At 32.4% G+C, this 22,838-nt stretch carries 23 protein-coding genes and 1 tRNA gene; 9 read left to right on the top strand and 15 right to left on the bottom strand.

Annotated elements, in window-relative coordinates; all coding sequences use genetic code 11:
• Nucleotides 1-2: 2 nt before the first annotated feature.
• The gene (locus JJ847_02885; protein MBO6959831.1) at nt 3-1,055 is read right to left on the bottom strand and encodes a rod shape-determining protein; all 1,053 of its coding nucleotides are present in this window, start codon (nt 1,053-1,055) and stop codon (nt 3-5) included.
• Between the two features lie 142 nt (nt 1,056-1,197).
• Here JJ847_02885 and JJ847_02880 point away from each other — a divergent pair, with 142 nt between their 5' ends.
• A complete protein-coding gene (locus JJ847_02880) occupies nt 1,198-1,572 on the top strand; it encodes a single-stranded DNA-binding protein (protein MBO6959830.1) in 375 nt (124 codons plus the stop codon).
• On the opposite strand, the gene JJ847_02875 is transcribed toward JJ847_02880, so the two are convergent.
• Both JJ847_02875 and JJ847_02870 read right to left on the bottom strand, forming a co-directional pair.
• Nucleotides 1,569-2,228: a DedA family protein gene (locus JJ847_02875; protein MBO6959829.1), complete on the bottom strand. Its 660-nt coding sequence runs from the start codon at nt 2,226-2,228 to the stop codon at nt 1,569-1,571. The genes JJ847_02880 and JJ847_02875 overlap by 4 nt on opposite strands.
• A 2-nt stretch (nt 2,229-2,230) precedes the next feature.
• Nucleotides 2,231-3,649, bottom strand: a complete 1,419-nt coding sequence (locus tag JJ847_02870) for an adenosylhomocysteinase (GenBank protein MBO6959828.1) — start codon at nt 3,647-3,649, stop codon at nt 2,231-2,233.
• Nucleotides 3,650-3,700: 51 nt separating this feature from the next.
• Between JJ847_02870 and tsaE the strand changes: the two genes are divergently transcribed.
• Nucleotides 3,701-4,138 (top strand): tRNA (adenosine(37)-N6)-threonylcarbamoyltransferase complex ATPase subunit type 1 TsaE, encoded by a 438-nt coding sequence (gene tsaE, locus JJ847_02865; GenBank protein MBO6959827.1) that lies wholly within the window; start codon nt 3,701-3,703, stop codon nt 4,136-4,138.
• On the opposite strand, the gene JJ847_02860 is transcribed toward tsaE, so the two are convergent.
• On the bottom strand, nt 4,096-5,094 hold the full coding sequence (locus tag JJ847_02860; GenBank protein ID MBO6959826.1) for a carbohydrate kinase: 999 nt from the start codon (nt 5,092-5,094) through the stop codon (nt 4,096-4,098). The genes tsaE and JJ847_02860 overlap by 43 nt on opposite strands.
• Before the next feature lie 86 nt (nt 5,095-5,180).
• Between JJ847_02860 and JJ847_02855 the strand changes: the two genes are divergently transcribed.
• Nucleotides 5,181-6,098, top strand: coding sequence for an alpha/beta fold hydrolase (locus JJ847_02855; protein MBO6959825.1), 918 nt, complete (start codon nt 5,181-5,183; stop codon nt 6,096-6,098).
• Here JJ847_02855 and JJ847_02850 read toward each other — a convergent pair.
• The 6 genes from JJ847_02850 to gyrB form a co-directional block, all read right to left on the bottom strand.
• Nucleotides 6,083-7,084, bottom strand: coding sequence for an RpoD/SigA family RNA polymerase sigma factor (locus tag JJ847_02850; GenBank protein ID MBO6959824.1), 1,002 nt, complete (start codon nt 7,082-7,084; stop codon nt 6,083-6,085). The genes JJ847_02855 and JJ847_02850 overlap by 16 nt on opposite strands.
• A gap of 99 nt (nt 7,085-7,183) precedes the next feature.
• Nucleotides 7,184-8,590 (bottom strand): magnesium transporter, encoded by a 1,407-nt coding sequence (gene mgtE / locus JJ847_02845; protein MBO6959823.1) that lies wholly within the window; start codon nt 8,588-8,590, stop codon nt 7,184-7,186.
• A 44-nt stretch (nt 8,591-8,634) separates the two neighbouring features.
• Complete coding sequence (locus JJ847_02840) at nt 8,635-8,964, bottom strand: CrcB family protein (GenBank protein ID MBO6959822.1); 330 nt, start codon at nt 8,962-8,964, stop codon at nt 8,635-8,637.
• A gap of 1 nt (nt 8,965) precedes the next feature.
• Nucleotides 8,966-9,331 carry a CrcB family protein gene (locus JJ847_02835; GenBank protein MBO6959821.1) on the bottom strand — a complete coding sequence of 122 codons (366 nt, stop codon included), beginning with the start codon at nt 9,329-9,331 and terminating at the stop codon, nt 8,966-8,968.
• Nucleotides 9,332-9,334: 3 nt separating this feature from the next.
• Complete coding sequence (locus tag JJ847_02830; GenBank protein MBO6959820.1) at nt 9,335-9,664, bottom strand: hypothetical protein; 330 nt, start codon at nt 9,662-9,664, stop codon at nt 9,335-9,337.
• On the bottom strand, nt 9,661-11,628 hold the full coding sequence (gene gyrB, locus JJ847_02825) for a DNA topoisomerase (ATP-hydrolyzing) subunit B (GenBank protein ID MBO6959819.1): 1,968 nt from the start codon (nt 11,626-11,628) through the stop codon (nt 9,661-9,663). The genes JJ847_02830 and gyrB overlap by 4 nt, the downstream gene beginning before the upstream one ends.
• 150 nt (nt 11,629-11,778) lie before the next feature.
• Here gyrB and miaA point away from each other — a divergent pair, with 150 nt between their 5' ends.
• The 4 genes from miaA (at nt 11,779) to cysE (ending at nt 15,108) form a co-directional block, all read left to right on the top strand.
• Nucleotides 11,779-12,678 carry a tRNA (adenosine(37)-N6)-dimethylallyltransferase MiaA gene (gene miaA, locus JJ847_02820; protein MBO6959818.1) on the top strand — a complete coding sequence of 300 codons (900 nt, stop codon included), beginning with the start codon at nt 11,779-11,781 and terminating at the stop codon, nt 12,676-12,678.
• A gap of 51 nt (nt 12,679-12,729) precedes the next feature.
• The gene (locus JJ847_02815; GenBank protein MBO6959817.1) at nt 12,730-13,299 is read left to right on the top strand and encodes a translation initiation factor IF-3; all 570 of its coding nucleotides are present in this window, start codon (nt 12,730-12,732) and stop codon (nt 13,297-13,299) included.
• Between the two features lie 81 nt (nt 13,300-13,380).
• Nucleotides 13,381-14,367, top strand: a complete 987-nt coding sequence (locus tag JJ847_02810; protein ID MBO6959816.1) for a GntR family transcriptional regulator — start codon at nt 13,381-13,383, stop codon at nt 14,365-14,367.
• 6 nt (nt 14,368-14,373) lie between these two features.
• On the top strand, nt 14,374-15,108 hold the full coding sequence (gene cysE / locus JJ847_02805; protein ID MBO6959815.1) for a serine O-acetyltransferase: 735 nt from the start codon (nt 14,374-14,376) through the stop codon (nt 15,106-15,108).
• A gap of 8 nt (nt 15,109-15,116) precedes the next feature.
• Here cysE and secA read toward each other — a convergent pair whose 3' ends face one another.
• The gene (secA, locus tag JJ847_02800; GenBank protein MBO6959814.1) at nt 15,117-17,948 is read right to left on the bottom strand and encodes a preprotein translocase subunit SecA; all 2,832 of its coding nucleotides are present in this window, start codon (nt 17,946-17,948) and stop codon (nt 15,117-15,119) included.
• A gap of 174 nt (nt 17,949-18,122) precedes the next feature.
• Between secA and JJ847_02795 the strand changes: the two genes are divergently transcribed.
• Nucleotides 18,123-18,578, top strand: a complete 456-nt coding sequence (locus JJ847_02795; protein ID MBO6959813.1) for a GNAT family N-acetyltransferase — start codon at nt 18,123-18,125, stop codon at nt 18,576-18,578.
• Between the two features lie 27 nt (nt 18,579-18,605).
• Here JJ847_02795 and JJ847_02790 read toward each other — a convergent pair whose 3' ends face one another.
• From JJ847_02790 to psbZ, 4 genes are all read right to left on the bottom strand, one after another.
• The gene (locus JJ847_02790) at nt 18,606-19,037 is read right to left on the bottom strand and encodes a nuclear transport factor 2 family protein (GenBank protein ID MBO6959812.1); all 432 of its coding nucleotides are present in this window, start codon (nt 19,035-19,037) and stop codon (nt 18,606-18,608) included.
• 45 nt (nt 19,038-19,082) lie between these two features.
• A tRNA-Gly gene (locus tag JJ847_02785) sits at nt 19,083-19,154 on the bottom strand.
• Nucleotides 19,155-19,215: 61 nt separating this feature from the next.
• A complete protein-coding gene (locus JJ847_02780) occupies nt 19,216-19,692 on the bottom strand; it encodes a 6,7-dimethyl-8-ribityllumazine synthase (GenBank protein MBO6959811.1) in 477 nt (158 codons plus the stop codon).
• 49 nt (nt 19,693-19,741) lie between these two features.
• Nucleotides 19,742-19,939, bottom strand: a complete 198-nt coding sequence (gene psbZ, locus JJ847_02775; GenBank protein ID MBO6959810.1) for a photosystem II core protein PsbZ — start codon at nt 19,937-19,939, stop codon at nt 19,742-19,744.
• A gap of 142 nt (nt 19,940-20,081) precedes the next feature.
• Here psbZ and mutS point away from each other — a divergent pair, with 142 nt between their 5' ends.
• The gene (gene mutS, locus JJ847_02770; protein MBO6959809.1) at nt 20,082-22,823 is read left to right on the top strand and encodes a DNA mismatch repair protein MutS; all 2,742 of its coding nucleotides are present in this window, start codon (nt 20,082-20,084) and stop codon (nt 22,821-22,823) included.
• The last annotated feature ends 15 nt before the right edge of the window (nt 22,824-22,838 follow it).

Below are 22,838 nucleotides of genomic sequence, written 5' to 3'. Positions count from 1 at the left end.
TATTAATCTCTTATCGCGTTCTTTATAAAGTCTGGAGTATCAACAACCTTTTTGAGTTTTCTAAAATCATCTAAAACCTCTCCACAACCATTAACTACGCAAAGCAATGGGTTTTCTGCTACGTGAGTGAAAATTCCCGTTTCGTTGCTCAACAAATCGTTTATACCTCTAATTAAAGCTCCACCCCCTGCAAGCATAATACCCCTATCAACAATATCTGCAGCAAGTTCAGGGGGAGTTCGCTCTAAAGTTCTTTTTACAGCATCAACAATTTTGGTTAGTGGTTCAGCCATAGCTTCTCTAATCTCTCCTGCTGTCAAAGTAATTGATTTTGGTAAACCAGATACTAGATGTAAACCTTTTACCTCAAGAGAAGTTTTATCAAAATCATTATCTGGAAATGCAGATCCAATTTTAATTTTAATATCTTCAGAAGTTCGTTCTCCTACAACTAAATCGTGAACTTTTTTAAGATATAGTTCAATTGATTCATTAATTTCATCACCAGCTATTCTCACAGATTCACTTAATACAGTTCCACCAAGACTTAATACTGCAACCTCTGTAGTACCACCGCCGATATCAACAATCATTGTTCCAAGTGGCTCAGTCACTGGTAATGATGCTCCTATTGCCGCTGCCACAGGTTCGTCAATCAAGTGCACTTCTCTAGCTCCTGCTAATCCAGCTTCTCTGACTGCTCTTCGCTCAACACTTGTAACTCCGCTTGGGATACTAATAATGATTCTAGGTGCTACTAAGCCATTACCTTCGTTACATTTTTGAATAAATGTTTTTATCATTTGCTCTGCCGCATCAAAATCTGCGATCACACCATCTCTTAGTGGTCTTACAGCTCTTATGTTACCAGGAGTTCTTCCTAGCATAAGCTTTGCTTCTTCACCAACTGCCAATGGAATTCCTGCCTCTAAATCGATTGCAACCACTGAAGGCTCTTGTATCACAACCCCCTTTCCTGAAAGATGTATCAAAGTATTGGCAGTGCCCAAATCTATACCAATATCTCTAGAAAACTTTAATCTGTTGAAAATCACGATAAGAAATTATTTAAAAATATTTTTTTAAATAATATATCTATTTTTTGTTGAGCTCTCACTATTCTCCCGTTTAGTTATGAATACCACGTAAAACTTTGAGCAAAAACTCAAAATATGAGTAGTATTAAAAAAAAAATTCATGGAAATTAACACTATTAACCTTGTTGGCAGAGCTGGAAGAGAACCAGATGTCAGATATTTTGAATCTGGTAGCATTGTAGCGAATTTTACTTTAGCAGTGAACCGCAGAAGCAGAGATGAAGAACCAGATTGGTTTAATCTAGAGATATGGGGAAAACAAGCCCAAATAGCAGCAGATTACGTCAAGAAAGGATCTTTAATAGGAATTACAGGAAGCTTCAAAATTGATAGTTGGAAAGATAAAAATACTGGTGAAGATAGATTTAAACCAGTTGTTAGAGTAGATAGATTAAATTTGCTAAGCTCAAGAAAAGAATCGGAAAATAACGAATATTCTAGTAGTAATAATAACTCTAGTGAAATCCCTTTTTAAGCTCTATTTTTTTTTAAAAATCTAATAATTATTCTTATAAAAAAATATAAAAAAATTAAAATTAAAATTGGCTTTACAACATATTTGATTTGATCTAAATAAGTTTCAATGATTGAATAATTTTCACCAAATAAATAACCTGCATAAGTAAGAAGTGCCACCCAGATCAAGCTCCCAAATGTAGTCCAAATCAAAAATTTTCTTAATGGCATAAGCTCTATTCCAGCGGGAACAGAAATCAAAGTTCTTATACCTGGTACTAATCGGCCCCAAAAAACTAAAGAAACCCCGTACTTATCAAACCACCTTTTACTTTTACTTAAATCATTAGAAGAAATACCCAGATATTTTCCTTTTTTATCTAGAAAATTTGAAAGTCTTTTTTCATTTACTAATCTTCCTAAATAATACCAAGGCAATGATCCTAAAATAGTTCCAAGTAATCCCCAAAAAACTAAAATATAAAAATTTAATTTTTGTTGATAAACGAAAAAACCTCCCAAGGGCATAATAATTTCTGACGGTATTGGGGGTATTATATTTTCTAAAAACATAGCCAAACAAATAGTGAGGTATGCAATTATTGAATTCTTTTCAACAGCCAAACTTATATAGTCGGGGATTGAAGTAAAAATATTTACAAAAATTAGGCTCAAACTTAATATCTATAAAGCTCTGGTTTATAAGGTCCATCAACAGAAACATTAATATAATCAGCTTGTTGCTTAGTTAATTTTGTTAATTTTGCACCAATTTTATCAAGATGTAATCTAGCAACCATTTCATCTAAATGTTTTGGTAAAACATAAACCTCCTTAGCATATTTTTCTGACTTATTGAAAAGTTCAATTTGAGCTAGGACTTGATTAGTAAAAGAATTACTCATAACAAAACTTGGATGTCCAGTGGCACAACCTAAGTTAACTAATCTACCTTCAGCTAAGAGGATTATTTTATTGCCACTAGGTAAAGTTATGTGATCAACCTGCGGCTTAATATTTTCCCAAGGATAATCTTTCAATGAAGCCACATCAATTTCATTATCAAAATGGCCAATATTGCAAACTATGGCCTCATCTTTCATCTTGACAAGATTTTCCTTTGTTATTACCTGATAGTTCCCAGTTGCCGTAACAAATATATCTATATCCTCAACAACATCGTCTAATGTAACGACGCTAAATCCTTCCATTGCCGCTTGAAGAGCACAAATTGGATCCACTTCAGCAACTTTTACAATTGCACCAAGTCCTCTTAGAGATTGGGCTGACCCTTTACCTACATCTCCAAAACCCATTACTAAAGCAACCTTACCAGCAATCATCACGTCAGTGGCACGCTTTATGCTGTCAACTAGAGATTCTCGGCAGCCGTATAAGTTATCAAATTTGCTCTTAGTTACTGAGTCATTAACGTTAATGGCAGGGAAAGGTAGAGCATTTTGCTTTTGTAATTGATAAAGTCTTGCAACTCCCGTCGTAGTTTCTTCAGTGACACCAATAATATTACTCTTAATTCTAGAATAAAAGTTACTATCATTTTTCAACTTAGATTTTATAGAATTGAACAAAGCAATCTCTTCTTCATTACCAGGATTAGCTAAAACAGATAAATCTTTTTCTGCTTTACTGCCAAGTATCAATAAGCCAGTTGCATCTCCCCCATCATCAAGAATCATATTTGGAGAGTCGGGGCCCCAATCAAGAATGTAGTGAGTATATTTCCAATATTCATCTAGAGTCTCACCTTTCTTTGCGTATACAGAAATCCCTTGATCTGCGATAGCTGCAGCTGCATGATCTTGTGTTGAAAAAATATTACATGAAGCCCATTTCACTTCTGCGCCAAGGTCAACAAGAGTTTCTATTAATACTGCTGTCTGAATAGTCATATGAAGACTTCCAGCTATTTTTGCACCTTTTAGTGGCTTTACGGATTGATATTTATCTCTAAGCGCCATTAATCCTGGCATTTCTGTTTCGGCAATTTTAATTTCTTTACGGCCAAAATCAGATAAAGAGATATCGGCAATTACGTAATTAGGTGAAGAGGTCTTAACTGAATTTGCGATAACCATATCTAGTAAATACTTTTTCTATTAAACTATAAATGATTTTTGTGTAATTTTGTGTTTGTTGAGAATTTAAAAGAGACTTTAAATTTAGGAAAAAAACTGTCAAACAAATTAAATCCCCAATCAATTGTTTTATTGCAGGGTCCAATTGGAGCTGGGAAAACTTCATTTGTTCAAGGGATTGCTAAAGGCTTATCAATCACTGAGGAAATTACAAGCCCTACATTTGCTTTATCGCATCACTATAACTCCGGAAAAATTCCACTAATTCACATAGATTTATACAGGTTAGAAAATGTTTCTTCAGCAAAAGAAGTTTTTTTTTCAGAAGAAGAAGAGGCAATACAAAAACAAGCTATTTTAGTTATTGAATGGCCGGAATTAATAGAACCAGTTATTGATAATTTCTGGAAAATAGAAATTAGTTATGCCAAAAATTATGGGCGAAACTACGAAATAAGAGATCCCAAAAATTTTTTAACCTTTTCATAATATGGCTGTTGCTCGATGGCGCCTTCACCAAGACAAGTTATTAATCCACAAACACCTGCGAACTTAATGTAATCTTCTATCTCTGGTTTACTTGAAGGATAGCCAGAAGAAATTAATTTTGAAATTAAGCCAGCTAAAAAAGCATCTCCTGCCCCAGTTGTATCAACAATTTTTTGTGATGAAGGGGTCTCGGTAATTCCCTGTATTCCATTGATATACCATAATACTGGATGTTCACCATCAGTTATGATTACGTCTGGCCTATTAGCTAATTGTTGAGATATTAGCAAGGGATTTTCATCCTCAAAAAACAAAGTTGCTTCTTCCTTAGCAAGTTTTAAAACATTTGCATGATTTAAAAATTTTTTGATTAAATTAACTCGTGTCGCTTTACTAATTTCTGATGAAAAACTGGAATGATCCCAAAAGACCTCTCTCCAATTCAAATCAATAACCACTTTGACTTCCAATTTTTTAGCCTGTTCAAGAAGAAAAAAAATAGTCTCTGCTGATTTTGGAGATGATAATAAGATCGTTCCTGTAACCAAATATCTTGACTCTAGAAAAGATTTCTCCAAATTTAAAATTTCTTTTTCGATTAATGCCTTACAAAGAACTTCGTCTGCAAAGAATGAATGAGAACTTTCCTCAAACCCTGAAAAAAAACGATCTCCAAATTGGTTTCTATCTACATTAACCACACGAGTAGATGAATCTTTATCTATTTGCAAGAAATCTAAATTAACGTCCAATTCATTAAATTGCGTAATAAATTTTTTTCCATATTCATCACTACCCAAACTTCCTATAAATGTTGAATCTATTTTTAATTTTCTTAATGCACAAGCAACATTAGCCGGCGCACCTCCCAAAAAATCTGTAAATCCTTGATTTGATTTATTTCTGATTCTGTCGATTAAAGCCTCTCCAACGCATATGACCTTTTTCTTTTTCATAAAATGGACTCTTTTTCTTAACTAAGAATAATTTATAAAAAACGAATAATTTTTTTTTGAATTAAAGTTTAATTAAAAGCATATTCATGGTTTCTTTAAATAAGTCTGAAACTTGGAAGTGGAAAAATTGGGAAATTTCTTGGTCTTTATCAAAAGAATCTACTTCTGAAAAAAATACTAAAATTTTATTAGTTCATGGATTTGGGGCATCAAAAAACCACTGGAGACATAATCAAGATTTTCTAGGTAAATTTTCAAAATGCTACGCAATTGATTTATTAGGATTTGGGAAAAGCAGTCAACCTAGTGCTTTATTAAATTACGAACCTGATAAAGAAAACTCTATTAAATATTCATTTGACTTATGGGGTAATCAGATATCAACATTTTGTGAAGAGGTAATAAAATCTCCTGTTTACTTGGTAGGTAATTCAATTGGTGGTGTTATTGCATTGAAAGCTGCTGAAATTCTCAAAGATAAATGTAAGGGGGTCATTTTGATTGATTGTGCACAAAGAACTATGGATGATAAACGTTTAAAAAAAAGTGATATCTTAATGAATCTACTGAGACCCGTTCTTAAAACGATAGTCCGACAAAGAGTAATTAGCAATACACTTTTTACAAGAGCTGCTAATCCAAAAGTTATAAAGAAAATACTTGAACAGGCTTACCCTTCAGGAAAAAATATCGATAATGAATTGATTGAAATACTTTATAAACCTTCTCAAAGGCAAAATTCTAAAGAAGCATTTCGTGGATTTATCAACTTGTTTGATGATTATCTTGCTACAGATCTTTTCGATGAGATTGATCATCCAATCCAATTGATTTGGGGAGAAAAGGATCCTTGGGAATCTTTAAGTGAGGCAAAAGAATGGAAGAAAAAATTTAGGAATATAAAAAGATTAGATATTATTGAAGGAGCTGGACATTGTCCTCATGATGAAGAACCTGAAAAAACAAATAAATTAATATTCGAGTTCCTTCAAGAAACAAAATAAGCTTCCACGTTATCACTGAGTCTTCTCAAACCTCGTAGTCCATCTCTTTCTAGATTTCTTACACGATCTCTACTTATTCCCAATACCCTTCCTATACCTGTAAGAGACATTGGTTCATCACCATCCATGCCGTATCTCATCCTTAATACTCTACATTGCAGATCAGGTAACTGATGTAAAAGAGAATGAAGATCTCCCCTCATACAATCCATTTCTATTTGTTCGTCGGGTAAATCCTCACCGCCTGCTAATAAATCTAGTAGAACAGTATCCTCACCATCACCAACTTTTGTCTCTAGACTCACTGGTTGTCCAGCTTTACACATCAAATCTTTAACATCTTCTTCAGGAAGCTCCACGTATTTCGCAAGTTCACTTACTGTTGGGGTTCTAGACATTTCTTGACTCAACTCCCTTTGACCTTTTTTCAACTTATTTAACATTTCAGTTATGTGAATTGGAAGCCTTATTGCACGACTTTTTTCAGCGATTGCTCTAGTGATACCTTGCCTAATCCACCAATATGCATATGTTGAAAACTTATAGCCTCTGGCTGGATCAAATTTTTCAACCCCCCTTACCAGTCCTATAGTTCCCTCCTGTATTAAATCTAGTAATTCCATATTTCTTTTAGTATATTTTTTTGCAACACTTACCACCAACCTTAGATTTGCTGCAACCATTCTCTCTTTAGCTCTCTGTCCAGCTCTTAATCTTTTTTTTATAATGGAAGTAGATAAATTTAATTTGTTTGATAATTCCTCCAAACTTGGTTTGTCCCCTGTTAATTCTGTAATTTCCAATTCTGCTCGTTCTACTTGCATATATTCTTGTACCTGTCTTCCAAGCGTAATTTCTTGTTCATGAGATAATAGTGGAACTCTTCCAATATCTCTTAGATAGGATCTTACAAGGTCAACATCGTTACTAGCTTTTAAACTTGATATTGTGACTAATTTATTCTCACTTAATGTTTCTGAAGACATAAAAATGAATGTTGTTTTGTAAACAATACCATTAAGAATTGTAAAGTTAAACAAAAAAATCCACAATTTTACAAAAATGAGAATAAATACCTAGTGCAATTATATTAATGAAGAACTTAATAACCATTTTGCTGTGCTTAGATAAATAAAAACTCCTGCAATATCAGTGACAGTTGTTATGAAAGGCGAAGACATTAAGGCTGGATCTAATCTCATTCGGTCAAACATCAAAGGAAGAATAGCTCCTGTTGTGGCAGCTAAAGTCGTTATAGATATTAAACTTATGCCTACTGCATAGGCAATTAATGGACCTTCTCCTTGCCACCAGGCGAAGGGGAATATTACCAGCATCATTAAAACACCTAAAAGAGCGCCTGTTATTGCTTCCTTAACAACAGCCCTAAGTGCACCAAGAGACTTCAATTTTTGAGTACTTAAACCTCTAATAACAACTGTTGAGCTTTGAGCACCAACATTTCCTCCCGTACCTATAAGCAGCGGAATAAAAGCAGCCAATAAAACTATTTCTTTTAGTATTTGATCATTCATGGCAATAACTTTTGTCGTCAAACCATTTGCCAAAACCAAAATCAACAGCCACAAAATTCTTCTTCGAGCTATCGTAAATAAACTACTCTGAAAATAATCATCTTCATCACCAGGCTGAACCGCACCAGCCGCATAAATATCTCTTGTTGCTTCTTGCTCTATTACGTCAATTAAATCATCAACAGTAACTATCCCGACAAGCCTTTTTTCTTTATCAACAACTGGAAGTGCTAAAAAGTCATACCTTTGTATTGCTCTTGCGACCTCTTCTTGATTGGTATTTGTTGAAATATTAACTACATCTCTTGTCATAACATCTCCAATTGGCTTAGATGGATCAGCAGTTACAAGATCTCTCAAAGAAAGAATACCCGTTAAGTGTCTTTCTTTATCAGTAACATACAAACTATAAATTGTTTCTGTAAATGGAGCTCTTTTTCTGACCAAAGAAAGAGCCTCAGCTGCTGTTTGCATCTCTTTTAGATCTATGTATTCAGTTGTCATTAATCTTCCAGCAGTTTCAGGCTCATATCCAAGCAATTCAGCTGTTACTTTCCTTTCACCAGGACTAAGAGCAGATAAAAATTTACGCACAACTTTTGCAGGTAACTCATCAAAGAGTTGAACCCTATCATCAGGAGACATTTTCTCAACAATTTCTAAAACTTCTCCTGAACGAAGTCTGTCTAATAAAGTTTGTTGAACTATTGGATCTAAATATTCATATACCTCAATTGCCTCATTTTTCTTTAACAATCGAAATGCTAATGCCTGCAATATTAATGGAAGACTTCCAATAGCATCTGCTATATCGACAGGTTGAGAAGGTTCTAAAAGTAATTTTGCTTCATCATAATTCCCTGCGACGAGCAATTCTTCAAGTTGAATAATAATATTTTCCCGAGTACTTAGATCTGGAGATAAGGATGTAACCGTTTCAAGATTATTGTCATTCATAATATATAATCCTTGGTCTGAGTTACAACACTATTATATGAATTCTAAGTAATTTTTCTACTGATCCAAAAACCAAAATACATTGTAAAAATATTTATTATAATTATTAAGTTTAAAAAAATCAGAAATTTTATCCAGTCCCCCTGATTAAGAATTTTATAAACAAAATATACAAAACCACTGAAGGATGTAAAACAAGAAAAAAAACCACTAAATATAATTTTTTTACTTGAAGAGCTTAATCTTTTATCAAAAATAAAACCAACGAAAAATGAACCAACTATTGAAATAATCAAGTTATTATTTATTAATAATCGAAAAAAAGTTGCTAAATAACAAGATATTAGAATATAAAAAAATATTTTTATTTGCACTTTAAAAAAATTGAATAAGACAATAACCTAAATAAAAAAAAATGAAAGAAATAACTATAACCTCGAAATAATGACAAAATAACTTCAGGAATTTTCTTTTCCTTAACAATACGAATAGCTGATATATGAAGGATGAAAATGTGCTAAAAGAGCCTAAAAAACCTGTATAAAGTAACAATAAAAGGTCTTTATTAATGAAATTTAATGCTACAAGAATTCCTAAAAAAAAAGAAGCTACATAATTAATTATTGTAGTATTTTGAATATCAAAACCTATATTTATTTTTAAATTTTTTTGTAAGAATAGTCTAAGTATTAATCCAAAAGTACTACCAAATAAAATAATACCTATTGAAGAAAAATCCAAAAGTTACATTCTTATCCAACCTTTTGTAATCTTATTAGGGTTATCAAAAAATTTATTAGAAGCTAGTTCAACCCTTACCCAGATTTTACTTTTACTATCTTTCCAACTACGCAAAACTGATAAAGTTGTACCCATATCAAGAACTAATAATTCCTTAGCATGAATTTCAGGAAAAGAATAAAGATAAGTATTAGAAGTCAATATAATTTCATTTATGTTATCGGAAAACTTAGTTTGATTTAAAGTTTTTTGGATTCCACCAGCAGGTAAAGTGATTGGAGCAATTAATGCAAAAGTAATTAAGCAAAAATTCTTGAGAAAATTATTAATCATATATCTAAAGTTGCCATATCTAAGTTGCTACTATGAGTTTCAATAAATTCTCTTCTTGGTGCCACTTTATCACCCATTAAAATATTAAAAATTCTGTCAGCTTCAAGAGCATCTTCAATTTCAACCCTCTTCATCATCCTAGTTTGAGGATTCATAGTTGTGTCCCACAATTGTTTAGGCATCATCTCACCTAAGCCCTTAAATCTTTGGATATTATAATTTGCATTTTCTCCAAAACCTGCAATTGTATCTTTCAATTGATTCTCGTTATAGCAGTACTTATGATTCTTCCCCCTTTCAACTTTATAAAGAGGAGGACAAGCTATATATATATAACCGCCTTCCACAAGTTCTCTTTGATATCTGTAGAAAAATGTTAATAATAAAGTTCTTATATGAGCACCATCAACATCAGCATCCGTCATAATTACAACTCTGTGATATCTCAAAGTGCTTACTTCAAACTCCTCTCCTTTTATTCCTAATCCAAGAGCCGTTATTAATGATTGAATTTCTGTATTTTTATATATTTTGGTATCATCTGTTTTTTCGATATTTAGAATTTTTCCCCTGAGAGGCAGAATGGCTTGGAAGTTTCTATCTCTTCCTTGTTTTGCAGACCCTCCAGCAGAATCTCCCTCAACGATATAAATTTCTGTTTCTGATGGATCTCTAGAACTACAATCTGCTAATTTACCAGGCAAAGTTGAACTTTCAAGAACACTTTTTCTTCTGACTAATTCTCTAGCCCTTCTTGCAGCTTCTGCAGCATTAAATGATTGAATTGCTTTTTCGAGAATTAAATCTAAAATTCCAGGATTGAATTCCATGTATTTTGTCAGAGCTTCTCCAATAAGAGAATCAACAATCCCTCTTACTTCAGTATTTCCTAATTTTGTTTTTGTTTGTCCTTCAAATTCAGGATCTGGAACTTTAACGGATAAGACTACCGTTAATCCCTCTCTGATATTTTCGCCAGCTAAATTTTTTTCAACATCTTTTCTTTTGCCTCTCTTTTTAGCAAGATTATTAAACGTTCTTGTTAAAACTGTTTTTAATCCTTCAATATGAGTGCCTCCATCAATAGTTCTAATATTATTTGCAAAACCTAGAATGTTATCTGAATATACATCTGAACACCACTGTAAAGCTGCCTCTACGTAAACATTTTCTTTCTGTGAGTCAACATAAATTATTTCAGGATGAATTGGATCCTTTTCTGCATTCATGTACTGGACATATTCTTTAATCCCTCCTTGATATAAATATATTTCTTCTTTGAAAGAACCATCTGACAATTCATTTCTTTCGTCTCTAAAAACAATTTTCACACCACCATTCAGATAGGCTAACTCTCGTAACCTAGATGAGAGCAGATTATATTCGAATTCGATTCCTCCAGAAAAAATTGTTTTATCGGGTTTGAAACATATGGTAGTTCCTTTTTTGAAGGGTTTTGTAGACTGCTTTTGAGAATATAATTCACCTTTCGATACCCCTTTTTCAAATCTTTGATTAAACTCAGTTCCATCTCTAAAAACAGTCACATTAACCCATTCGCTTAAAGCATTAACTACAGATATCCCTACTCCATGTAAACCTCCCGAAACTTTGTAACCACCACTACCGAATTTACCTCCCGCGTGAAGAACAGTTAGGACAGTTTCTAAAGCACTTTTCCCAGTTCTTGGATGAATATCTGTTGGTATACCTCGTCCATTATCTGCAATTAAAGCTGATCCATCTGCTCGAAGAACTATTTCTATATGATCACAATGTCCTGCAAGCGCTTCATCAACTGAATTATCAACTACTTCATATACCAAATGATGCAAACCTCTTGGACCTGTTGAACCTATATACATACCAGGACGCTTACGAACTGGCTCCAACCCTTCTAAAACCTGAATCTGTTCCGCACCATAATCATTTGAGATTTTATTAGATCTTTTGTCCTCGCTCATTTAGTATAAAAAAAATTAAACTTTTAAAATTGTTATTTTTAAAAGGCCTTTCATTAAACTTACCACTGCAATAAGATAAAGGCTCGCAGTCTATGAAAAATTTAATCTCTTTAAATTATATAGCGAATAAATTTTTCTTCAGAAAATAATATGTCTTCTAATCCGCCTAATATATTAGTTTTAATTGGGCCCACAGCAAGTGGGAAAACAGAATTAGCTATTGAAATTGCAGACTATTTTAAAACTCGAATACATAATATTGATTCAAGACAAATTTATAAATACATGGATATTGGCACAGCCAAGCCATCTTTGAATCAACAAAACAAAATAAAGCATTATTTAATAGATATTGAAGAACCTATTCATCCAATAAATGTCAAAGAATTTCAAGAAATTGCTCAAAAATCAATAGAAAGAGAAATTAAAAAAAGTCACCTACCGTTTCTTGTTGGAGGAAGTGGTTTATATATGAACGCAATAACAAAAGGGTTTTTTGTACCTAATGTCCCTCCACAAAATAATTTTAGAAAACAATTAGAAGAACTAAATCAGAAAGCATGTTGGGAACTTTTAAAAAATTGTGATCCAATATCAACAAAAACAATTAATGTTAATGATCGTATTAGAACAATAAGAGCTTTGGAAGTTTTTTACGTAACAGGTAAACCTTTATCTTCTCAAAAAGTACAAAATCCTCCTGATTGGAGGATAATAGAGCTTGGATTAGATAGAGATGATTTAAAAAAAAGAATTTTGCAAAGGACAAAAAATATGTTTTTGTTCGGAATTATTGAAGAAACAAAATACCTTATTTCTAAATATGGATCCGATTTGCAAATATTAAAAACTATTGGTTACCGCGAAGCTAAAGCAGTATTAAATAATCAACTTACTATTGACGAGGCGATTGAGTTAACCACTACAAAAACTATACAATTTGCAAAAAGACAAAAAACATGGTTTCGTAATAAAAATAATCCTATTTGGCTTAATAACAAAAACCTTCTAAAAGATGCAATAATTAAAATAGAGTCTTTTTTAGGCTAACTTTGTAATGTAAGAGATTTGTTCATCCAATCAAATTATTAACTAAACTGAATGCCACCACGCCCACGTTTTGACCGCCGCGCTCCAGTTAGAGAGCTCCCAAATATTAATGAAAGAATAAAATACCCTCAACTGAGAGTTGTTGATTCAGATGGAAAACAATTAGGAGTTCTAGATAGATTGAAAGCATTAGAAATAGCTTCTCAAAGAGAGCTTGACTTGGTTTTGGTAAGCGAAAAAGCTGATCCTCCTGTTTGTAGAATCATGGACTATGGAAAATATAAATTTGAACAAGAAAAAAAAGCAAAAGAAGCAAGAAAAAAATCTCATCAAACAGAAGTTAAAGAAGTAAAAATGAGATACAAAATTGCTAAACATGATTATGACGTAAGAATAGGCCAAGCCACTAAATTTCTAAAATCGGGAGATAAAGTAAAATGCACTGTAATTTTTAGAGGTAGAGAAATTCAACACTCGAATTTAGCGGAAACACTCCTTTTAAAAATGGCTAATGATTTAGAAGAACAATCAGAAGTACAACAAAAACCAACCAGAGAAGGAAGAAACATGATTATGTTTTTAAGCCCCAGAAAAACTCCCCTAATAAAAAAAGATGAATAATTAAAGATTATTATCGAAAAACTATGACAAATGTTAAAGTGTCACTACATGTAAGTATTAATTAGTCAGGACCTTTTAAAAGTGAGATTCCATATTCAACAAGAAAGTGATATCCCTGCATCTACTCAACTGTATAATCAGATTTGCTTTGCAATAGCGGCAAGACATTACCCTCCAGGACACAGGCTTCCAAGTACTAGGCAACTTGCAATGCAGACTGGACTACATAGAAATACTATAAGCAAAGTTTACAGACAACTTGAAATAGATGGAGTTGTGGAAGCAATTGCTGGATCAGGTATCTACGTAAGAGATAACCTTACTCAAAGAGAATTCAAGAAATCTGTTTATTCAAGAGACAAAATCAGTAAGCCACCAGAACAAGAAGCGAAAAAAGCAATTGACAACTTCATAAGTATTGGTTGCACTTTACAAGAAACAAGAGAAATATTAACGAATGAAATTGATTGGCGTATAAAATGCGGAGCAAGAATTATAGTCAGTACTCCTAGAGAGGATATAGGTGCTTCAATGCTAATAGCAGAAGAACTCTCTCCACAAGTTAATGTTCCAGTAGAAGTTGTTCCTATGGAAGAATTAGAGAAAGTTTTGAGTAGCTCAAATAACGGTACCATAGTCACAAGCAGATATTTTTTACAGCCTCTAGAAAAAGTTGCCAAACAACATGGGGTTCGAGCTATTGCAGTTGACTTGAGCGACTTTCAAAAGGAATTAAAATTCCTTAAAGAATTAAATACTGGAAGTTGTGTAGGTATTGTGAGCATAAGCCCTGGTTTGTTAAGGGCAGCAGAAGTCATCATACACAGCATGCGAGGTAGTGAGTTAATGCTTATGACTGCGATCTCAGATAATAACAGTAGATTACTATCGCTTTTAAAAGCATCTAATCATATTGTATGTGACGGTCCTAGTTTATCAGTTGTAGAAAACACTTTATTAAAGAATCGCTCCCAGCTTATGAGATTACCTCAAATAATATGCGCAAAAAACTACTTGAGCATCGAAACAATCAATCAATTAAAAAAAGAAATTGGAGTTATTAATTAAAAAATGATACTAAGAAACTTTAAATCTGATATAGATATTATCAAAGAGAGGGATCCCGCTGCTAGGGGCATAATAGAGATTTTTCTTTGTTACCCAGGCTTTCAATCAATAGTTATTCATAGGTTCACTCATAAATTATGGCAATTAAAAATACCCCTAATTCCCCGAGTTTTAAGTCAATTCAATCGAATGATTACAGGTATTGAAATCCATCCTGGGGCCAAAATTGGTAAAGGAGTTTTTATAGATCATGGGATGGGAGTAGTAATTGGTGAAACAGCTCAGATAGGAAATAATTGTTTACTTTATCAGGGAGTTACATTAGGAGGTACTGGAAAAAATCATGGAAAAAGACACCCAACATTGATGGAAAATGTTGTAGTTGGAGCAGGTGCAAAAGTTCTTGGATCAATCACTGTAGGATCTAATACCCGTATTGGTGCAGGCTCAGTAGTCGTTCGTAATGTTGAAGGGAACAGTACAGTGGTTGGAGTTCCTGGCAGAGTAGTACATCAAAGTGGAGTTAAAGTTAATCCATTAGCTCATTCCGCTTTACCAGATGCAGAAGCTAATGTGATAAAAAATTTAATGGATAGGATAGACTTTCTGGAAAATGAAATTCTCAAATTACAAAAAACTCTTCAATGTTTAGTTAATTCAGAATCTGTTGATATTTCTAAACTAGGTGACGCTCAAAATATCAAAGATAAAGAAATAATAGAATTTCTTGGTGACGATTAGGTATTTATTTAATTTTTTTCATTAACATCAATTTTAGGTTGAAACATAAACATTGAATAAATAACATTTCTCCGCATATTAGTCATCATTTCGAGGAACATATCATATCCTTCATTTTTGTATTCTATTAAGGGATCTTTTTGGCCATAACCTCTCAATCCAACTGATTCCCTTAAGGAATCCATGGATTGGAGATGTTCTCGCCATAAATTATCGATTTGTTGCAAAATGAAAAATCTTTCAGCTTCTCTCATTAATCCTGGACGAATCTTTTCTATTTGTGATTCCTTTAAGTCATAAGATATTCGCAACTGCTCTTGCAAGTAGTTTTTTAATTCTTCTATTGAAAGTAAATTAATATCTTCCACTTTAAGATCGTCTAATAAATATATAAATTCTTTGACTTTAGAAATTAATTGATCAATATTCCATTCTTCAGGTGGAAGATCAGGATTAATATAAGCCTCTACAATTTCGCTCATTGTTCTTTCTCCATATCCAATTACTTGCCTTTTTAAATCAATTCCCTGTAAAACTCTTAGCCTTTCACTGTATACAGCTTTTCTTTGATTATTCATTACCTCGTCATATTCGAAAACTTGTTTTCTAATATCGTAATAATAGGTTTCTACTTTCTTTTGAGCACTTTCCAAAGATCTAGTAAGCATCCCTGATTCGATTGGCATATCTTCGTCAACCCTAAATGCATTCATGAGGTTTGCTACCCTATCTCCTCCAAAAATTCTTAATAGATTATCTTCCAAAGATAAAAAGAATCTCGTACTTCCAAGATCACCTTGTCTGCCGGCTCTACCTCTAAGTTGATTATCCACTCTTCTTGATTCATGCCTCTCAGTACCGATAACATGTAAACCGCCAGCTTCTCTCACTTTTTTCTCTTCATTAATCAAAACTTGTTCATATTCTTTTTTTACATCCGACAAAGATTCTCTTAAAAGCTTTATCAAATTATCATCAGTTGGCGCTTTTTCTGCAGCTGTAGCTATTCTGTCATCAAGCTCCAATACAGAGAGTTGTCTGTCTCCCCAGTTCTTAACAAGTTGATCAGATAAAAGAGAAAGTTTCTTTTCAATTTCTTCATCAAGCTTGCAAGGAAAAAGACTAGTTGAAGAGTGTGAAATGTTCTTTTTCAAACTTGAACCAGCTTTTGTAGAAAAACCGCCCTTGGACTTTGAATTTCTTTGCTTAGGTATTGGTGGCTTATGTTCGTTATCAGGCTTTACTAACAAAGGAATTAAAATTTCTTTTAACTTAAGCCTTGCCATGTAATCACTGTTACCACCAAGAATTATATCTGTTCCCCTTCCAGCCATATTAGTCGCAATAGTGACAGCACCTGCTCTTCCTGCCTGAGCGACAATTTCTGCCTCACGTTCAACGTTCTCTGGCTTAGCATTTAACAAATTATGTGGGATTTTTTCTTCAGATAAAAGTGAGCTTAATAATTCACTTTTTTCAACACTTGTTGTACCAACCAAAACAGGTCTTCCTTCTCTATGAATTTGTGCAGTTTCTTTAGCAACAGCTTTCCATTTACCAATCTCTGTCTTAAATACTTGATCAGACCAATCTTGTCTCTTTCTGATTTGATTTGTCGGTATAACTGTTGATTCTAATTTATAAGTTTTTTCAAATTCAACCTCCTCAGTTTTTGCAGTTCCCGTCATTCCTGCTAAACCAGGATATAAAAGGAAAAAATTCTGATAAGTTATGGATGCTAATGTCTGCGTCTCAGGCTGAATTTTTAGCCTCTCTTTTGCTTCTATTGCTTGATGTTGTCCATCACTCCAACGCCTTCCAGGCATTACCCTACCTGTAAATTCATCTACTATCACAGCCTCATCATTTTTAATAATGTAATTTACATCTTTAATAAATAATTCTTTAGCTTTTAAAGCGTTAGTTATATAATGCGCCCAAGGATCTTTAGGATTATATAAATCATTAACTCCCAAATACTCTTCACATTTAGCGAAACCTTGATCGGTCAATATGCAACTCCTCTGCTTTTCATCAACTTCATAATCCCCTTCAGGATCAATCCCATCTTTACTTAACTCTTTTGCTTTAACTAATGCCAAAGCTAATTCGGAAGCTTTTTGATATTTTTCTTGAGGTCTTTCAACTTGACCGGAAATAATTAGAGGTGTTCTAGCTTCATCAATTAGTATGGAATCGACCTCATCAATTACACAGTAGTTGAATTTTCTTTGCACCACTTCATTAATATCAGTAGACATATTATCCCTTAAATAATCAAATCCTAATTCTGAATTTGTGGCATAAGTGATATCACATTCATAATTTTTCTTTCTCTCAACTGGGCTCATATCTTGCTGAATCAAACCAACAGATAAACCTAAAAAACGATGAACTTGTCCCATCCACTCAGCATCTCTTCTAGCTAAATAATCGTTCACAGTAACAACGTGAACCCCTTTTCCAGTTAGGGCATTTAAAAAGCAAGGTAATGTTGCAACGAGGGTTTTGCCTTCTCCAGTCTTCATCTCCGCAATTTGACACTCATGTAAAACCATCCCGCCTATTAACTGAACATCAAAATGTCTCATATCAAGAACACGCTTACTTGCTTCTCTAACAATTGCAAAAGCTTTAGGAAGAAAATCTTCTAATAGTTCCTTTTGTTTCCTAATATCTAATTCTGATGAAATCTTTGATTTAAGATTTTGAGTTTCTTTTCTTAGCTCATCATCATTGAATTGAGAAACTTCCTCCTCTAAAAAATTTATCTCTTCCACTATTGGTTGATAGCGCTTTAACTTTCGTGTATTCGGATCTCCCAACAAAAGTTTTAGCATAAGTCAAAGTCCTTAAAAAATTCATCTTATTACAAACATTATAAATTAGTGCGTTACAACTGAATGAAGAAAACTATTATCTATTTATTTTAAAGAAACTTTCGATTATGGTATTTAGATTGAAGTCACAAAAATAATCTAACTGACATCACTTTTCAAAAATCTTTTTAATAAATGAAAGAAATATCTCTAATCAAACATGCCAAAGGAGCTTTGGGGTTAAGGGTTTTTGGATTAGGTCCTAATCTTAATCCAACCAATGGATTAATTAAACTACAAAAATTACTTGATAACAATGCTTTCTGGGCAAAAAATAGAACACTTAATGATCTAAAAAAATGTCTTGCTAACAGTGATGTCATAATCAGTCTTTGGGTTGGTAAGGAAATAGTTGGTTTTGGCAGAGCTTTAACCGATGGGATTTACCGCGGAGTGCTATGGGATATTGTTATAGATCAAGATCACCAAGGCAAGGGGTTTGGTACATTAATTTTAAAAAATCTTTTATCATCTAAGAAAATTAAAAATACAAAAAAAATATATTTAATGACAACAAATAAAAAATTGTTTTATTCTCAATTCGATTTTGAAGAAGTTAATTCTCAAAATTTATTAATTCGTGAAATATAAAGCACGCTATTTCTAAAGAAAACAAAATTAAGATACAAATTTACTGTAGAGCCATCTTATAAAAGTTCCTAAAATAGGAACTGGTCCAAAAGTTGGACCGCAAAAATCAAAGTAATCTCTATGCTCTTTTATTAATCCATTTTCACCAAATAATAAACGTGTAGTACCAGGATAAATAAATTCTTTACCCATAATTTTTAAACCCATTGTCCATTCAACAAATCCATAATTCCCAGTTATGGATATTGCATGTGTTTCTAAAAAAACATCATCACATCTTTTAACTAGCTTTTCTTGGGCTTTTACATAAGAATCTAAACCCTCTGTTTCCTGCGTTGGGTCTGTAAAAATAACATCCTCATTATAAAATTCAGCCCATTTTTGTTTTGTTGGTGCATCTGTACCATAAGGTTTCGTAAATAATCCTTTTAAATCCTCAATTGAAATTACTTTTGTCATTACAAAACTAAAGCTAAGAATATTTTAAAAGATACAAATACTAAAAGCGGATGAAGAGATTCGAACTCTCGACATTCTCCTTGGCAAGGAGATGCTCTACCACTGAGCTACATCCGCATAACTTTCTTATTTTATCTCAAAGAAGGGATCAATGATAGAAATAATTAAATTTTTTCAATTAATTTAAATTTTTAATTAATGATCCCATCTCAATTGCTTGTAAAGCATAATTCCAACCAAGATTATTTTTAATCCCAGCTCTTTCTAGAGCCTGCTGCATAGTATCAGTAGTTAAAACTCCAAAAATAATTGGAACATTATTTTCATTTGAAACTTGTGAAATACCTTTACTAGCTTCTGATATAACTACATCATAGTGAGAAGTTTCACCACGGATCACAGCCCCAAGAGCAATTACAACATCATAACTCTTATTTTTCATGAGGGTTTTAGCTGCGATTGGTAATTCGAATGAACCAGGAACCCAAACTATATCTACTTGATTGCTTAAATCAGAAGTATCTAAACCATGTCTTTTTAAACAATCAAGACAACCGGATAGGATTTTATTTGTAATTAAATCATTAAATCTTGCTATTACAATCCCAACTTTTAAAGTAGATGCATTAGTAAAAGATCCCTCAAAAATAGTCATTAAATCTTACTTCGTTATATTAATAGACTCTCACGAAAAGGTATTAAGTTCAAACTAATGAAGAAACTATCCCTGTAACAAAAACCAAAACAACCCAAACAGCAGCAATAGAATAGATTTTTCTCCTACTTTCTCGCTGTCCTTCCTCAGTAGAAGGTTGAGTCACATACAAAACGGGTACTCCAACTACCGCAATTAAAGAAGCAAATAAAAGAGCATTTACAAAGAAAAAGTTAACAGCCTGCATAATTCAGTCTTAGGTTTCAAATTATTATAAATACTATAATCTCATGAAAATGATAATTATTAGAGAAAATTTACATACTTTAGCCACTTTAAAATGCAAAAAAAGATTTTCTACCTAATATCTATTTAGGAATTAAAAAAGTATGCAAGAAGATACGATAATTCAAAAGAATTTATTTGCAGTTGATAATGAAAACGATGAGCAAAAAGAAATAACAAAAATTCCAGAAGATTTATCCTGGGAAGATCTAAAAAAAGAATCGCAAAAACGACCTAGAAAAAGAAAAAATTCAACTAATTTAATAAATAAATTCAAGACTGAGTTAATTTCAAATAATAAAAATGTTTGCATCAATGAAGAATCCTATAGCTATAAAACAGTTTCAAAAATGAAGTTAACTCCTGTAATGAAGCATTATGTAACTCTTAAAGAGGAAAATAAAGATAGGTTATTACTTTATAGATTAGGAGATTTTTTTGAATGTTTTTTTGAGGACGCTGTATTAATTTCAAACCTTTTAGAAATAACACTTACAAGTAAAGATGCTGGAAAAGAGATAGGTAAGATTCCTATGGCCGGGGTTCCCCATCATGCAATGGAGAGATACTGTGCTGATTTAATTAAAAAAAATTATTCTGTGGTTATATGCGACCAATTAGAAAAAAGTTCTGGAAATTATGGAACGCCAATTAAAAGAGGAATAACAAGAATAATTACTCCTGGAACTGTAATTGAAGAGGGGATGTTGATCGCAAAGAAAAATAATTGGATTACTGCTATTTACTTATCAGAAGAAAAATCAGATCAATCTTATGAATGGGGTATATCAAAAGCTGATGTAAGCACAGGAGAATTAATAACTTTAGAAGGTGAATCTCTGTCAAAACTATTTGATGAAATTAATAAATTAGATTCTTCAGAAATCATTGTAGGAAGCAACGAAGTAAGAAATTTATTAATTAAAGGAAATAGTCAAATTTCATATACTGTTTCTCAAGAGACTAATTTTGACATTAATGAAGCAAATTATCTAATAAAAAAATATTTCCAAATTGCAAACCTAGAAGGAATAGGACTTAAAAATTTAAACAATGCGACTAGATCACTTGGAGGTTTATTAAGTTACCTAGAAAAAATTAATCCTTCAAATTTAGATAAAGATTCTTCTGTAAAAATCTCATTAGAATTTCCACAAATTCAATTTGGTCGCAACAAATTAATTATTGATTATCAAACTCAAAAAAACTTAGAAATTAAAAATACACAACGAGAAAACAATTATGTAGGTTCGCTCCTATGGAGCATTGATAGAACTTATACTTGCATGGGTGCAAGGTGTTTAAGAAGGTGGATAGATTCACCACTATTAAACGTTAATGAAATTTATAAAAGACAAAATATAATTACAAACTTTATTGAATCTAAAGAATTAAGGACAGATACCCAAAATTCACTTAGAGCAATGGGGGATTTAGAAAGGCTTGCTGGTAGAGCTTGTGCTGGTCATGCAAGTCCTAGAGATCTAATTGCAATAGCGGAAGGTTTAAAAAAATTGCCTAGACTAAAATCCATAATTGAATTATTTAAATATGATCTCCCAGATTGGACCGATCAATTAAAAAATATTGATGAGGGACTCTTAGAATTAGCTGATACTATAAGTTTTAAACTAATAGAAAATCCTCCTCTAAATATAAGTGAAGGAGGCATGATCCACGATGGGGTTGACAGTATATTAGATGGCTTACGCAATTTAATGGATGATTACTCTGAGTGGCTCAATAAAGAGGAATTAAAAGAAAGGGAAATTAGCAAAATTTCAAACTTAAAAATTCAATTTCATAAAAATTTTGGATACTACATTTCTATAAATAAGTCAAAAGTTAATTTAGCTCCACAACATTGGATCAAAAGGCAAACACTTACCAATGAAGAAAGATATATCACCTCAGAAATTAAAAATAAAGAAAATAAGATTTTTCAAATAAAAAGTAGAGCTTCATCAAGAGAATATGAAATTTTCTGCGAATTAAGAAATATAGTTGCTGAAAAAACAAAACACATAAGATCAATTGCTAAATCCATATCATCACTTGACGCATTGCTTGGTTTATCAATCACTTCAGTAGAAAACAATTTTATAAAACCTTCATTAATACAAATAAATGATTCAAACACAAAAAATAGTACAAAAATTATCTCAGGAAGAAATCCAATTGTAGAGCAATTATTAAATGATAAAAAGTTTATAGAGAACGATATTTCCTTTGAGGATAACCAAAAATTAATTATATTGACCGGTCCAAATGCAAGCGGAAAAAGTTGCTTTATCAGACAAATTGGTTTAATACAAATTCTCGCACAAATTGGTAGCTTTGTTCCTGCTAATAATGCTGAAATCAAGATTGCAGATAGGATTTTCACAAGAATTGGGGCAGTTGATGATCAATCATCTGGACAATCAACATTTATGGTAGAAATGTCTGAAACTGCATCGATTCTAAATCAGGCAACTTCTAGCTCACTAGTTTTACTTGATGAGATAGGTAGAGGGACATCTACCTTTGATGGACTTTCAATAGCTTGGTCAGTAAGTGAATATCTTGCAAAAAAAATTAAATGTAATACTATTTTTGCTACGCACTATCATGAGCTGAATTATTTAAAAAATTCAAATAAGAATATACAAAATTTTCAAGTTTTAGTAGAACATAATAACGATCAGCTAATTTTTACTCACAGGATTGTAAAAGGGGGCTCAAACAAAAGCTACGGTATAGAAGCAGCTAAATTAGCAGGAGTTCCAAAAGAAGTTATAGAAAAAGCAAAATCAGTTTTAAATTCTTTAGAAGAAAATAATAAATTAAATAATGATTTCGAGTAGATTTTTGACATTTTA

This window comes from Prochlorococcus marinus CUG1438, from assembly GCA_017644325.1.
Classification (GTDB): Bacteria; Cyanobacteriota; Cyanobacteriia; order PCC-6307; family Cyanobiaceae; genus Prochlorococcus_A; species Prochlorococcus_A marinus_AA.
The sequence above is the reverse complement of the archived record's forward strand: the minus strand, read 5'-3'. Positions and strand labels throughout refer to the sequence as shown.